This is a genomic window from Nodularia harveyana UHCC-0300, assembly GCF_034931085.1.
Lineage (GTDB): Bacteria > Cyanobacteriota > Cyanobacteriia > Cyanobacteriales > Nostocaceae > Nodularia > Nodularia harveyana.
On sequence record NZ_JAYGHG010000005.1, the window covers coordinates 172,385 to 186,500 of the forward strand.

The window sequence follows — 14,116 nt, forward strand, 5'->3', positions numbered from 1 at the left end:
GGAGTAGGGAGTAGGGAGGGAAGACAATAAAAGGAGAAGAATTTTGTACAAGTCCAATTTATTCCCCTCTGCACCCCTTCGACTTACTTCGACTTACTTCGACTTACTTCGACTTCGCTCAGTACAAGTCGCTCAGGGCAAGCCTGCCCCCTGCCCCTCTGCCTCTTCAGTCCCCAGTCCTTATTGACTATTGGATTTTGCTTCCAAACCTTCCATGCGACTTTTCAGTTCTTGATTTTGTTGTTTGAGTTGGTCGAGTTCCTCACGCATCTGACGGAGGGCGTTATCTGTACCGACATTCTTCTGCACATGGGAAATTTCTTCTTCCGCATAGCGACGTACACGGCCATCTGCTGTTTGGTCGGCTAGCGATCGCAAAATTCCGATAGCTTTAGGGGTTTCCATTTGTCCCAAGGCGATCACCACAGATACTTGGGTTAAAAAGAAGCTTTCCTTGGCTAATTCTGCTAACTTAGCTAAAATGCGCTCTAAATTCACCGGACTTTGACCCACAGAAATTTTACCTAAACCGCGAATTGCGGCTAAACGCAATGGTTGTGGTATGCCAAGTGTAGTGTATGCTAGCAGGAGATTTAAAGCAGCTTCCGAGGTTTTCAGTTCTGCTAAACCACCAACTGCACCACTCCGCACCACCTCATTCCAACCCGCTTTTTTTTCTAAAACTGATTGCAGCAGCTTAACTACCTTTTCTTCCTTTGGTTTTTCGCCTAAATTCATCGCTGCAATTGACCCCACAGCCCGACTAGCGGCTGCTTCCACATAGTAACTAGGGTCCCCATTTTTCAGTAATTTTTTCACAGCCTTGTAACTGTCATGGGTCTTGATAGTCGCCAATGCTTCTACTACCGCACGCCGCACATAAGCATTTTGGTCTTGTAATCCGGGAACTAACCCATCAAAGGCTTGATCTAACTTAATTTTTGCCAGTTGTTTAGCAGCTTCTACCTGCACACCCCAAAATGAATCATTTTTCAGTGCTTGGGATAGGGCAATGGTAGCTTTTAATCCACCTTTTTTAGCCAAAGCTTCGGCGGCATAAATACGAGAAATGGGGTTGGGGTCAAATTCTAACTGTGCTTTTAACTCTGGTACTGAATATTCCAAAGTGACAGTTTTCAGGAAATTATTCTCCACATCAAAGCTGACAAATTGGGGCTTGTCTGCTAGAGGAAAGTAAAAGCTTTGTTCCCGTTCATGGACTCGCACAGTAAAAGTTGTGAGTTGTGCGGTTTTACCTGGTTGAGTGTAACCAAAACCAATGGGGATTTTCAGGTCAAACAAATCTTTACTATCATTTTTGTCGGCTTGGGTTTGAGTGACTGTGACTTTCGCCAAATTCGCATCCCCATCCCAAGAGTAAGCTACTTTAAAATCGGGATGACCTCCACGAAAAACATATTGGTCGAAAAGGAATGCTAAATTACGCCCTGTTGTCTTTTCTATAGCCCGGAGTAAGTCGATTGTTTCTACGGTTTTATGGGCATTATCTTGGACAAAGGTGTGCATTGCTGGCCAAAATAATTCTTCTCCTAATTCCGCCCGAATCATGTGATAAACACAGGACCCTTTTTCGTAGATGTGGCGATCGTAAAGTTCTATGGCTTCGCGGTAAACATGAGTTACCATCGGGCGGCGGTAGCGGTGGCTATCTTCGCTTAAGTAACTTCTGGCTTCGTTTAATCGATAGTATGCGGCTTCTTGGTGGCCATATTCCTGTTCTGTCCACATGACTTCGGAGTAGGAAGCCATCCCTTCCTTAATCCAAGCGTGAGACCAATGTTTAATAACTAGCAAATCACCAAACCACTGGTGCGCTAATTCGTGAACTACTAAACTTTCGGTGTTGCGATTATCTAAGGCGGCGCGTTCATCCAGTAAACATCTATCTGTTAATAGGGTGGTGGAAGTATTTTCCATCCCCCCAAAGATGAAATCATCTACACAAACTTGGGCATATTTGGGAAAAGGGTATGTATAACCATACTTTTGGCTCAAAAATTCGATCATCCGGGGCGTTTTGCCCATGCTGCGTTTAGCGTCGTCTTTTCTACTCTTTTCTACGTAGTAGGTGACGGGTTTCCCTTGCCATTCATCACGAATTTCGGCAAAATCCCCTACTGCTAAGGTCATTAAGTAGGTGGGATGTACTTGCTGTTGTGACCAATGGTAAATTTTGTGATCACCGTCGTTTTGGGTGTCAATGAGTTCGCCGTTGGAAACTGCAATTAAATCTTTAGGAACCCGCACCCGAATTTCGGAAGTAGAAAGTTGTCCGGGATAGTCGAAACAGGGAAACCAGTAACGAGAGTCTTCGTCTTCCCCTTGAGTCCAAACTTGGGTGGGTTTGTGGGGGTAGTGTTGGTCTGGTTGAATAAAGTAGATCCCGCGTTGGGGTTTTTCCGCAGAATAGGCGATCGCAATTAACAAATGCTGACCAATCTGGGTTGGTTGCGATAGTTGAATTACCAGTTGTTCGCCGTTATAGTCAAACTTCTGCGCTATCTCGTCTACCGCTACAGATTCGATCTTCAAGTTGACAGCATCCAAAGTCAAACGGTCAATACCATTGCGGATGGGTAACAGGCGAATACTGCAACTTCCTTGGTAACTTTGGTGAGGAATATCCAAGGACAGATCCAGAAAAATATGCTCTACCTGTCCGGGACGGTCGGGGTTGTAGTGCGGTTTGGCCCCTGGTAATTCAAAAGATTTATGACCGTTATTGTTGGTATCAAAATAAAACTGCGACATTTATGCTTGGTGACCTTTTAATCCTGAAGAGTCTGTTTCTGTATTTAAATGCTATCCGGTTAATATCGCAAATTACAGCAGTTTTGATTTATTTATACCAAACACTTGATGGTTATGTCCCCTCTTACTGCCTTGGATAAGACCAAAAATGGGGTTAATTTCAGCAAAAATCCCGGTAATAGTCCTATTTTTGGGGTTTCCAATACCGGTTGAGGATAGATAAAAACACTAAAAAAGCCCAGTGTTAGTCAACTTTGACAATGGGCTAAACTGCTTTTATTAATAGCTGATCTTCAGGAAGCCGATCACAATCAGGCTATTGACATACCTCCTCGTCCTAAAGAAGCGAGGATTCCTTGACACTTCGCTGGAACACGCCACAAGTGGTCTTATCGTCCCTCCATGTCCGTTTAAAGTCTCCCAATGCCCTATGGCGACTATGCCCAAATTTTAACATAAAGCCGTCCTAGAAGGCGATGCACTGAGCAGTTCGACCCTTCGACAGGCCAGGGCATCGCAGGCTCACTGTAACACCTGTCGAAGTGACGGGGCTTGTATCCCATTATTTTCGGTCAGATTAATCAAAGAATAAATCAAAAGGAAACTCAATTACAAATCCTAAAGTTTCTGCTTCTTGCAATACATCTTCGACGGCGTTGACGGCGGCTTCGGCTTCTTCAACTCCGGGAATAACTAATCCAGAAGGAAGGAAATCGAAAATTGATGAGGATAACAATCCACCGGTTACGCTTTCTTGCTGTTCTAAATTGACTGGTTTAAATAGTGACATTTTGTTGTTGTTTAGCTGTTGTGGATTTGTTGCTTCTGGTTGGGTGTTATTCATTTTGTTAATCTCTGAATTTATCTGAGCTAATACACAAGCACCTCATAGAGGTCTAGTGTAAGTTTTACCATTCAAGAGAAGTGCCTCAGTTGCTTGGTCGCTTCTGTCTGACATTCTCTGTTGCACCACAATCAAACATTGACATACTCACCGACGTTTAACTGCGGTGATGCTTGACACTTTATTGAAACTTGCTACCGGAGTAGTCTGATTGTCTATTTACACCTGTGTAAATTAATTGACACTTGTCGCCCATTGCATAAAAGCTTGGTTTTTGCTTGACGGACTAGGGTATAGACGATGTTTTACTTGACACCGAATAATTTAACATAGAACTCTGGCATCAAGGTAGCTGGATGACTACATTTACAGAGATTTTCCTGAATGAAGTAATTAAAAATATTTGGATTTATACTGAGATTTTTTCGGCTACATATCACTATTGCTTTTTTATACTCTTAGAGGATGTTTGATAGGGATGTGAAGAGAGCCAAATTTAGAATAATTTGAGATATTTTTGCTTTTTTGATATTTCTATATGTACAGTAATGTTACTTAGCTGCTTGTAGCAGCTTGTGATTAATCTGGAAGTTGTTAAAATAGAACAAAGATATATTTAGTTTCTTAAAAATATCAGAATTCCGACTGTGAAGCTATTACTTACCTTTATGTTTCTGGAAATATTGGAAATTTTTCCGCCTAGTGACTAATTCACTGGGTACATTGGAATATAGAACCAAAGAAATTTTCTGTGCAAACCTGACCCCTAAATAGTAATGAAAAACTATTATCAAGATTTTTTGATTCGTAACTGGGAAATAGGCGATCGCACTAGAGCCGCTTCTGTCGTCAGTTATGTATTATCAGAATATGGTCTGGGTTGGGAACCCAAAGGCGCAGACAAGGATGTGCTGCAAGTGGAAGAGTTTTACTTAGGAACAGGAGGTGAATTTTGGGTAATCGAACACCAAAATCAGCTAGTAGGTACGGGGGCATACTACCCCATCAAACGTGGTAAAAAAGCTGTGGAAATCCGCAAAATGTATCTTTTATCCAGTGTCAGGGGTTTGGGACTGGGGAAATATTTGTTACAACAGCTAGAGGGTGCGATCGCCTCCCGTGGTTTTGAAGAAATTTGGATTGAAACCGCCAGTGTGTTGGTGGAAGCGGTGAAGTTATATGAAAGTAATGGTTATCAACCAGCGACAGGAGTAGAAACACCTCGCTGCGATCGCGTATATGTGAAATCCCTAGTTCCAATTCTGTAAATGTCAACCTGGAAGCAAAGTTTTAACAACTTTCTCAACCTGTTTCTGCAATCCCATTGTCTGTTATGCCAAAGAGCAACATCTACCGAATTTTGTCCTTACTGTATTAGACAACTACAAAACTGTCAGCACCAAAACCCGGCGGGTTTATGGAAACCACCAATACCTGTATTTGGCTGGGGAACTTATGGGGGAATTGTCAAACGGGCGATCGCTGTGATGAAATACGAAAATCAACCCCAAATTGGCCGACCTTTGGGTCAATGGCTAGGAGAAGCATGGTTATTATCAAATGTCTCCCAGTGTCAACCAACCCTTCCTGTCGTCGTACCCATCCCACTCCATCCCCGTAAGCAAAAAAAACGCGGTTATAACCAAGCTGCACTCATTGCTGAAAGCTTCTGTCAAACAACTGGGTTAAAATTGCAGTTACATGGTTTAACAAGAGTCCAAGAAACTGAAGCTCAATTTGGGTTATCCGCATCGGAACGAGAAACTAACTTGGCTGAAGCATTTGCGGTAGGTCAAAAATTACGCCGTCGTCGTGTAAATGTACCAGTGTTGTTAGTTGACGATATTTATACCACGGGTGCTACTGCTAGGTCTGCCGTTAAAACACTTAATCAGGCTGGTATTGCTGTTTTAGGTTTAGTCGCTGTAACTACTGCTGTCAAAGATAAATATACTAAAAGTATCTAGGCGAGTATTAGCTGAGAAATTTATCCTGTTTTTGTGGGAACACCTGATAAAATAATGATTAATAAAGCTTTTGTGGTGGCTTTAAAACGACTCATGATTATTCCTACCAGCTTGTTGGTAATTGGCATGAATACAAGGGTAGGATGGGCGCAAAATAAATTGTATAGTCCAATTCCTGTAACTCCCAGTACAGAACTCTCCGATACACTCTCAGATCAAGATATTCCTACAGGACAGGGTGGGTTTGGCCGTGATTATCTGGTGAAGCTGAACCACGGTGATAATTTATTGGTTGACTTATCTTCTGAAAGTTTTGATACCATCATCACAGTTTTAGCACCTAATGGGACAACAGTAGCAGAAAATGATGACGGCCCGGATGGTACTAGTAATTCTTTATTATTTACTCGCATTCATGAAGCCGGAAACTATATTATCCGTGTCCGGTCTTTTGGGGAAACTGGAGTCGGACCGTTTCAATTGAAGGTGACAAAGTTACAACCTGTGAAGTAATTTGTAATTCGTAATTCGTAATTCGTAATTAAAAAATGGTGAGGACACAAAGAAATAAAGCTTCTGTCCACTCAACCACTGCGCCATAGGTGTCTCCTGTGTGTCCGCCTAATTTATGATGGAACCATAATCCCGTTAGGGTGGCGATCGCACTACCAGTTAATATCATACTGAGTGCCAATAACAGATATTGTCTGTCTAATAGGATCATTAACCCACTGAGCAGAAATAACAACAACAGTCCCGGTAATAAATCTCGGTATGAACTAATGGCCTGTTTGTGAAATGCGCCTTTTCCAGTGGGTTTTAAATAAGGATAACAGGCGATCGCTAATTGTTGTCCCCAACGTCCCCATCCACAAGCCGCCATCAGCACTAGCCAGCGATGAGCGCTAATATCTATTAAGGCTGTAGTTTTGAGTAATATTAAGGCGATCGCCACCATAGCCCCAAAAGCACCTGTAGCACTATCACTCATCACCTCTAATCGTTTTTCCGGATTACCCACCGCTAAACCATCCGCAGTATCCATCGCCCCATCTAAGTGCAACCCCCCAGTAATAGCAATCCACATCACCACCACCAAAGCGCTACGAGTGAGTATCGGTATTCCCAGATAATTCATACTAATATCACATAGCCCTAAAATTCCCCCAATCATCAGTCCTACTAATGGGGCGAAATATGCCACTTTCCCGAAATCCAACCCGTTTATATAGGGCAGAGGAATAGAAGTGTAAAATATTATACTAGAAAATAAATTAAAGCCTAAGTTTTTCCACCAAGATAGCTGAGACATTATATCAATATATATGTGAACTGGCTGATATAGCTGGGGACTGGGGACTGGGGACTGGGAACTGCACTCCCAAATTTAAAGCTTTAAATAAGATCCTCTGAGATTAGAGACTCATTGAGAAAACTTTGTTATGCTGTTTTCAGTAATATCTTTTTTTTAGTGCTGATTTTAACTGAAAGCCAGTAAAGTTAGCCAACTCAACCTGTATAAGAAAGAATTGAATTTTGCATTCTTCAACTCATAAACTACCAGAGTCTTAATTAGACAATAGCCCTCCCAAACTGATAATTGTTTAAATTTCAGGGGACAACAAGCTTTTAAATACACCTTTTAGCTTTGTTGTACCTCATCTTTGCGTATCTTCTATTTTCCTATGAGTCACCATCTACCAGAGACCAGGATACCAGCTCCGTGTATTGTCAACACCGGAATAATTGTGAATAAGCTCGACATCCGACGATTACTGTCTGATTTAGGTCGAGTCCACTACGTTTACACCCAAGAAGGTAAATTACAGAGTGAGGGTGAAGGAGATGTGATGGAAGTTTTTATTCATCCCCAACGGTCTACCTTAGTAGCTAATTCTGCGCTTTACTTGAATATTGATAGTTTTGATTACCTAGAACTCAAACAATCACCGGAACAAAAGACTTACTTTGATTTATCCCAAGAGGGTATGTGCTTACGGTTGATTCCCCTTTCGACTCCCTCACAAGAACGAAAAGAGCGTAACTTGAATGTGAGTGCTATAGAAGCAATGATGGAGCAAGTTTTCTCAGCTAAATGGGATGCGGAAATTGACGATGATTGTTCTGATTCATTTTGATTCGTTACAGCATATACTCAAGGGGTTGTAGTCGAAGCCTGACTTTGGACTCTAAGTTATAAGTATGTTTGTGGTTTTATGAATTATTTTCAAACCACAGAGACACAGAGAACGCAGAGAGAAGAAAGGTATTTTACGAGTTTCAATTTTTTGTTTATACATTTAGCGCGATCGCATTAATTTTACCTTGAGTGCCAATTTTGAATTTCAATCCTTAGCCCAATGTAGTCGGACAAAAGCCAGGGCTGGTGTATTTCACACTCCTCACGGGATTGTGGAAACCCCTAGATTTATGCCTGTGGGAACTCTGGCAAATGTCAAAACTGTTACCCCAGATCAGTTGCAAAGCACAGGGGCGCAAATGGTATTATCTAATACCTATCATCTCCACCTGCAACCAGGGGAGAAAATTGTGGCTGGAGGCGGTGGGTTACACAAGTTTATGGGCTGGAATGGTCCAATGTTGACGGATTCCGGTGGGTTTCAAGTGTTCAGCTTGAGCGAAATGCGGAAAATTTCTGAAGATGGTGTAACTTTTCGTTCACCCCATGATGGGCAAATTATTCATTTAACGCCGGAACGCTCCATAGAGATCCAAAATACTTTAGGGGCTGATGTGATCATGGCCTTTGATGAATGTCCTCCCTACCCAGCTAGTCGGGAAGATGTGGAAGCTGCAACCCAGAGGACTTATCGTTGGTTAGAACGGTGTATCGCTTTTCATCAACGTAGTGATCAAGCTTTGTTTGGTATTGTCCAGGGTGGTGTGTATCTGGATTTACGCGCCCAAGCAGCCCAGGATTTAGCGAAGTTGGATTTGCCTGGATATGCTATTGGTGGTGTGAGTGTGGGAGAACCACCGGAACTGATGGCGGATATTGTGCGAACTACAGCGCCTTTGTTACCACCGGAGAAGCCACGTTATTTAATGGGTGTGGGTACTTATCGGGAAATGGCAATTGCGATCGCCTCTGGTGTAGATTTATTTGATTGTGTCATTCCTACCCGTTGGGCGCGACATGGTACAGCAATTGTCCAAGGGGAACGCTGGAATTTGAAGAATGCAAAGTTTCGTGAAGATTACACACCATTAGATGAAACTTGCCCTTGTTATGCTTGTCAAAATTTCAGCCGGGCTTATATTTCTCATTTAGTGCGATCGCAAGAAATCCTAGCTTACACATTATTGAGTATTCACAACATTACGGAATTAATTCGTTTTACCCAAAAAATTCGTGAAGCAATATTAAGCGATCGCTTTGCTACCGAATTTGCTCAATGGCTCAACTAAAAATATTAAATAACCAATCCCCAATCCATGTTAAGATACCTTTCAATTATGAACTCTGTGTTAGATTAGGTGGATTTAAACAAAACATGGAAGCAGCATTGTTATTAGCAAAATTGCCAGAAGCTTACCAAATTTTCGATCCTTTGGTAGATGTTCTCCCAATTATTCCCGTCTTTTTCTTGTTGCTGGCTTTCGTATGGCAAGCAGCTGTCGGCTTCAGGTAATCTAACCGATTATCAATTACTGGGACAGGTATCTCACCTGTCCTATTTATTTGAAAATTTTCACTTGATTAAACTTGATATTTATTAATATTTTGTAATAAGCTACCAGAAATTAAGTAGGATAGTCTACGGAATATTTGTAGAAATCAGATTTTCCCACCACGCCTACAGTCAAACAGGTATCAATCAGCTATGGGTAACATCAAATTTATCAAAGAAAATCAAGAAGTAATAGCAGCTGATGGCGCTAATCTTCGACTTAAAGCCATGCAAAATGGGATTGACATCTATAAACTTATTGGCAAAATGACCAATTGCGGCGGCGCTGGACAATGCGGTACTTGCATTGTAGAAATAGTCGAAGGAATGGAAAATCTTTCCCCTCGCACAGATGTAGAGAACCGCAAATTTAAGAAAAAGCCCGACAATTACCGCCTAGCCTGTCAAACCCTAGTAAACGGACCAGTCAGTGTAGTAACCAAACCCTAGACCATAACTGCGCCATTGCCACAAAGGAAGTCAAAAAATTTCAGCTAACACTGGCATCGATAATGTTATTCTAAAGTTGTTAACTAGAAACTGAAATTAAAGAGAGGCTTTCTTGCTATGCAAGTGAATGACCTAGGGTTCGTAGCGAGCATTCTGTTCGTTTTAGTTCCCGCAGTGTTTTTAATAGTTCTTTACATCCAAACTGCTAGCCGTGAAGGTGGAAAAGATTCTTGACCGAAAATAATGGGATACAAGCCCCGTCACTTCGACAGGCTCACTGTATCACCTGTCGAACTGCTCAGTGCATCGCCTTCTAGGACGACTTTATGTTAAAATTTGGGCATAGTCGCCATAGGGCATTGGGAGACTTTAAACGGACATGGAGGGACGATAAGACCACTTGTGGCGTGTTCCAGCGAAGTGTCAAGGAATCCTCGCTTCTTTAGGACGAGGAGGTATGTCAAATTTGTGCGTAACAGAAAGAACCCCAACACCATTGGTGCAGGGTTTTTTTGTTGAACAACCGCTAAATTTAGGATGATGTTAAGCCACAGTCCGCGCCAACAACACAGGACAAGTGGCATTAACTCGAACATAGTCAGACAAAGAAGCACCTATGAGTCTGTCGATATCCACAAAACTCTTAGCTACTGAAGGCCTACGGTCTGGAGAACCGAGTAATAATAAGTCTGTGTTTAACTCTTCTGCTAGACGACAGATTTCTTCACCCGGTTTACCAGCACTGGTGAAACAACGAGTTTCCACACCATATTTTTGCGCTTCAGCAACCGCCTCAGCCAAAATTGGATTTTTTTCCGGGTTAATTTCAGTAATTTCAGGGGTTCTGCCACGCAAATCTGTAGTCACATTAGTCAAAATTAACTGACTACCCTGAACATTTCGTAACAGAAACAGTGCCAAACTTAAGCATTTTTTGGCAGAATTGGAATTATCCATCGCCACCATCACCCGCTTAATTCTCTTCACATAAATGTCATCTTTTACCAGCAACATGGGGCGAGAAGATAGCTGGAAAACATACTGACTAACCGAATTAGATAAAATGGATTGCAGACGCTTCAGCCCCCGCGAACCCATAACAATTAGGTCAGCCTCCATCTCATCTGCTACTTGACAAACGACATCCTTGGGATCACCTTGGCGTAAAATTGAAGACACCTTACTGGGATCTAAATTCAGAAACTGAACAGCATTAGCCAATATTTTTCCACCCTCTTCCCATTTATCTGTCATGGCTTCAGAAGTACTTTGGGACGGTACAACGTGGAGAACAGTCACCTTTGCGGATTCGATTGATGGCAACTCCTTTAAGGTTTTGAGCATTTCTTCTGCATGACCCAAACCAGAAACTGCTAGCAAAATGTTATCAATCATTGTTACTTCTCACCTTGAAAATTGCTTTGGTATTTGCTTTTATTACTTGCTTCAATAACCTATTCACTGAGTCGGCACAAACTTTAAATCATTAGCTATTACCACTAAAACCTGTGATAAATAGTTAATTAATGTTGCGGCTTTTAACTAAATTACCTAAACTCTGGACTAGGATTTAAAGATTCAGCATACACTTAATTTAGCGTAATAAACTTCATAAATTATGATGTTAGTGATTATTTTTAATCTATGTTGATTTATTTTAATTAGAAAAAGGTTAAGTATTGCAAAGAATTTTATATAAATAGGACTTACGCAGACTCTATGAGTTCTTGGCGTTCTTGGCGACTTGGCGGTTACATAAATTAAGCCTTTCGGCAATTTTTGCGTAAGTCCTAATAAAAATGAGACTTTTATATTTGTGTTTATAAACTGAGGGTGCGGAATGTGGGTTAAATCATGGTTTGGCAGATAGGTCCCGAAGAATTGTTGGTTCGATATGGTGACGGGGAACGTAACTTTGCTGGGGTCGAGTTGATTGACTCCGAGATCCGCTCCCGCGATTATCCTGGGATCGATCTTGTCGGCGTTGTTTTGCGAGATATCAACTTGCGAGGAGCTTATTTCAATGAAGTCATGCTGGTAGAAGCCGATTTGACTGGTGCCGACTTGGGTGGTATTTTCCTAGAAAGTTGTTCCTTGGCAAGGGCAATTATTCGTGATGCTAATTTGCGTGCCGCCAGCTTAGACTGGAGTGCTTTCCACGATGCTGATTTGCGAGGAAGCAACTTGGATCACATGAATGCCAGTTGTGCTGAATTTCGTGGAGTTCAAATCGGTTCTTTTGAGTATGCTATTCTCGCTAATACTAAATTCCAAGGCGCTCACACCAGCAGCAGTCTGATCTGTAGTAGCTGGAATTTGATATGGCACACCACTATGCCTGATGGAAGTCTCGTAGAGGGTCCTCAGTGGGGAAATGGTCGTGGGAAATAAGTAGTCATCAGTGCGATAGCGAAGCGCTGCTGCAAGCAGATCGCAATTCCTCGTAGGTTGGGTTGAGGAACGTTCACGTAGTGTGCCGGAGGCATAACCCAACATTAACGCTGTTGGGGCGACCTTGGGGGTCAAATTGGGTGATTTGGGCTTCGGCTAGTTGTCCTGTGGGGAGGTCGGTGATTTGGAAGTTAATGTTGAAGGTAAGCGTTTCTGATCTGAGTAAATCTCCCCAAATATTATTAACACTATAGTTAAGATTGGAAAAGAAATTGGAGGTTAATTCATGGTTTGGGAAATAACTGCTGAGGAGTTGTTGGCTCGGTATGCTGATGGAGAGCGCGATTTTCGAGGGATTGAGTTGATTCAATCCCAGGGTGTTCCCCTCGACAGTTCGATTGACCTCGAAGGCGCTATTTTGAGAGATATCAACTTGCGCGGAGCCTATTTGAGACAAGCCGATCTGTGTAAAGCTGATTTGACTGGAGCCGATTTGTTTGGTGTTTCCTTGGAAAGTGCTTGTTTGAAAGGCGCTATTATCAGGGATGCTAATTTGTACTCCGCCAATTTGAGTTGGTGTAACTTGACTGAAGCCGATTTGGGAGGAACCAATTTGGCTCAGATGAATGCTAGTAGTGCTGTCTTCTGTGGAGCAAACATCAGTAGTTTTGAGTTCGCTATTCTGATTAAAACTAACTTCAGAGATGCTTACATCGCTCCAAACATTATTTGGAGTTATGGGAATTTTGTTTACCAGACTACTATGCCCGATGGCACTATCAAAAGCGGTCCCTTTTTCGGAGATTTTTAGTTCATCTTCAGTTGCAGCCATGAGGGACGCAGGTTTAATGACATTTAGTTTTTTTAGTGCGATCGCAATTCCTCGTAAGTTTGGTTGAGGAACGAAACCCAACATTAACGATGTCTAAAATAATTGACTACTATAAATTAGCCATACAAATATTTCTACATTATAGATATTCGCTTCAAACTAACACCATATTTTAATATTACTCACTTCCCACATCGTCTGGAAACTCTAACTTAATACCAGCACCCCAATCAATTGTATATATACCCTGCGTGACATAACGATTAAAACTTGAAAACACGAGCAGGGTTGAGTGGGTTATCTTGGAGTATGTTAATTAATGCAGAATTTGAGTTATGGATGCTGAAGAGTTGTTGCAGCGTTATGCTGCTGGGGAGCGAGATTTCAGAGGGGTTGACTTGAGTGGAGTCAATTTGGAAGAGGTTTGTCTTGAAGAAATCAATCTCGAAGGAGCTGATCTTAGAGGAACCCTTTTCTTCCGTTCTAACTTGCGGGGGGTTATTTTCAGAAATGCCAACCTGGAAGGAGCCGATCTCAGTATGACTTTTTTGGATGAAACTAATTTTCAAGGAGCTAACATCAGGTACTGTAATACTATGGAAACTTCCATGATCCGTGCTAACTTCCGGGATGCTGAACAAGAAGGAACTACTCTGGGTGGGTATATGTACAACACTATCCTCCCCGATGGTCGAGTTGTCTCCGCCCCCGATCCTGATAGAGATAGATTGATTGCTGAAGGGTATGAATTCTGAGCCAGCCAATAGAGGTACTGCTTGCAAAGGGGTAAGTAGGGGACTTGAATTATCACTCTCAATAGCCTTTTCAATTTGATCAAGCAGATTTGAGAAAAAGTCAAAGCCTGTGATTTCTTCGAGATAATTAACGTCAACTCTCCAATAAGGCGAATAGCTCCACTTACTTGCAGTGCGATCGCAATTCTTCGTAGGTTGGGTTGAAGAACTAAACCCAACATTAACGATATCTAAAATAATTGACCACTATAAATTAGCCATACAAATATTTCTACATTATAGATATTCGCTTCAAACTAACACCATATTTTAATATTACTCACTTCCCACATCATCTGGAAATTCTAACTTAATACCAGCACCCCAATCAATTGTATATATACCCTGCGTGACATAACGATTAAAACTTGAAA

General features: G+C 41.8%; 15 protein-coding genes. 11 read left to right on the forward strand and 4 right to left on the reverse strand.

Translation table 11 applies throughout. The annotated features are described in order from the left end of the window. Positions 1 to 180: 180 nt before the first annotated feature. Positions 181 to 2,772: a M1 family metallopeptidase gene (locus VB620_RS05515; protein ID WP_323195136.1), complete on the reverse strand. Its 2,592-nt coding sequence runs from the start codon at positions 2,770 to 2,772 to the stop codon at positions 181 to 183. A gap of 577 nt (positions 2,773 to 3,349) precedes the next feature. Then, on the reverse strand, positions 3,350 to 3,616 hold the full coding sequence (locus VB620_RS05520) for a hypothetical protein (protein WP_323195137.1): 267 nt from the start codon (positions 3,614 to 3,616) through the stop codon (positions 3,350 to 3,352). Positions 3,617 to 4,392: 776 nt separating this feature from the next. Between VB620_RS05520 and VB620_RS05525 the strand changes: the two genes are divergently transcribed. From VB620_RS05525 to VB620_RS05535, 3 genes are read left to right on the forward strand one after another with little or no spacing between them, the layout of a single operon-like run. Then, positions 4,393 to 4,884, forward strand: a complete 492-nt coding sequence (locus VB620_RS05525) for a GNAT family N-acetyltransferase (protein WP_323195138.1) — start codon at positions 4,393 to 4,395, stop codon at positions 4,882 to 4,884. Beyond that, positions 4,885 to 5,583 (forward strand): ComF family protein, encoded by a 699-nt coding sequence (locus VB620_RS05530; RefSeq protein WP_323195139.1) that lies wholly within the window; start codon positions 4,885 to 4,887, stop codon positions 5,581 to 5,583. It begins immediately after the preceding gene. A 54-nt stretch (positions 5,584 to 5,637) separates the two neighbouring features. After that, the gene (locus tag VB620_RS05535) at positions 5,638 to 6,096 is read left to right on the forward strand and encodes a PPC domain-containing protein (protein ID WP_323195140.1); all 459 of its coding nucleotides are present in this window, start codon (positions 5,638 to 5,640) and stop codon (positions 6,094 to 6,096) included. A gap of 28 nt (positions 6,097 to 6,124) precedes the next feature. Here the strand turns inward: VB620_RS05535 and cobS are convergent, their stop codons facing one another. Further along, on the reverse strand, positions 6,125 to 6,895 hold the full coding sequence (cobS, locus tag VB620_RS05540; RefSeq protein WP_323195141.1) for an adenosylcobinamide-GDP ribazoletransferase: 771 nt from the start codon (positions 6,893 to 6,895) through the stop codon (positions 6,125 to 6,127). Between the two features lie 373 nt (positions 6,896 to 7,268). Here cobS and VB620_RS05545 point away from each other — a divergent pair, with 373 nt between their 5' ends. From VB620_RS05545 to psbM, 5 genes are all read left to right on the forward strand, one after another. After that, positions 7,269 to 7,721 (forward strand): hypothetical protein, encoded by a 453-nt coding sequence (locus VB620_RS05545; protein ID WP_323195142.1) that lies wholly within the window; start codon positions 7,269 to 7,271, stop codon positions 7,719 to 7,721. Between the two features lie 187 nt (positions 7,722 to 7,908). Next, complete coding sequence (tgt, locus tag VB620_RS05550; RefSeq protein ID WP_323195143.1) at positions 7,909 to 9,012, forward strand: tRNA guanosine(34) transglycosylase Tgt; 1,104 nt, start codon at positions 7,909 to 7,911, stop codon at positions 9,010 to 9,012. Between the two features lie 86 nt (positions 9,013 to 9,098). Then, complete coding sequence (locus VB620_RS05555; RefSeq protein ID WP_010995059.1) at positions 9,099 to 9,236, forward strand: photosystem II reaction center protein K; 138 nt, start codon at positions 9,099 to 9,101, stop codon at positions 9,234 to 9,236. A 192-nt stretch (positions 9,237 to 9,428) separates the two neighbouring features. Further along, positions 9,429 to 9,725: a 2Fe-2S iron-sulfur cluster-binding protein gene (locus VB620_RS05560; protein ID WP_323195144.1), complete on the forward strand. Its 297-nt coding sequence runs from the start codon at positions 9,429 to 9,431 to the stop codon at positions 9,723 to 9,725. A gap of 117 nt (positions 9,726 to 9,842) precedes the next feature. Then, the gene (gene psbM / locus VB620_RS05565; RefSeq protein ID WP_280653519.1) at positions 9,843 to 9,959 is read left to right on the forward strand and encodes a photosystem II reaction center protein PsbM; all 117 of its coding nucleotides are present in this window, start codon (positions 9,843 to 9,845) and stop codon (positions 9,957 to 9,959) included. Between the two features lie 309 nt (positions 9,960 to 10,268). Here the strand turns inward: psbM and VB620_RS05570 are convergent, their stop codons facing one another. Continuing rightward, positions 10,269 to 11,120, reverse strand: coding sequence for a universal stress protein (locus VB620_RS05570; RefSeq protein WP_323195145.1), 852 nt, complete (start codon positions 11,118 to 11,120; stop codon positions 10,269 to 10,271). 459 nt (positions 11,121 to 11,579) lie between these two features. On the opposite strand from VB620_RS05570, the gene VB620_RS05575 reads away from it, so the two are divergent. The 3 genes from VB620_RS05575 to VB620_RS05585 all read left to right on the forward strand — a co-directional run bounded on the left by VB620_RS05575 (position 11,580) and on the right by VB620_RS05585 (position 13,703). After that, complete coding sequence (locus tag VB620_RS05575; RefSeq protein ID WP_323195146.1) at positions 11,580 to 12,116, forward strand: pentapeptide repeat-containing protein; 537 nt, start codon at positions 11,580 to 11,582, stop codon at positions 12,114 to 12,116. A 286-nt stretch (positions 12,117 to 12,402) separates the two neighbouring features. Then, a complete protein-coding gene (locus VB620_RS20845; RefSeq protein WP_407674182.1) occupies positions 12,403 to 12,927 on the forward strand; it encodes a pentapeptide repeat-containing protein in 525 nt (174 codons plus the stop codon). Positions 12,928 to 13,283: 356 nt separating this feature from the next. Beyond that, entirely contained in the window at positions 13,284 to 13,703 is a 420-nt protein-coding gene (locus VB620_RS05585; RefSeq protein ID WP_323195148.1) for a pentapeptide repeat-containing protein, read from the forward strand. Positions 13,704 to 14,116: the final 413 nt, after the last annotated feature.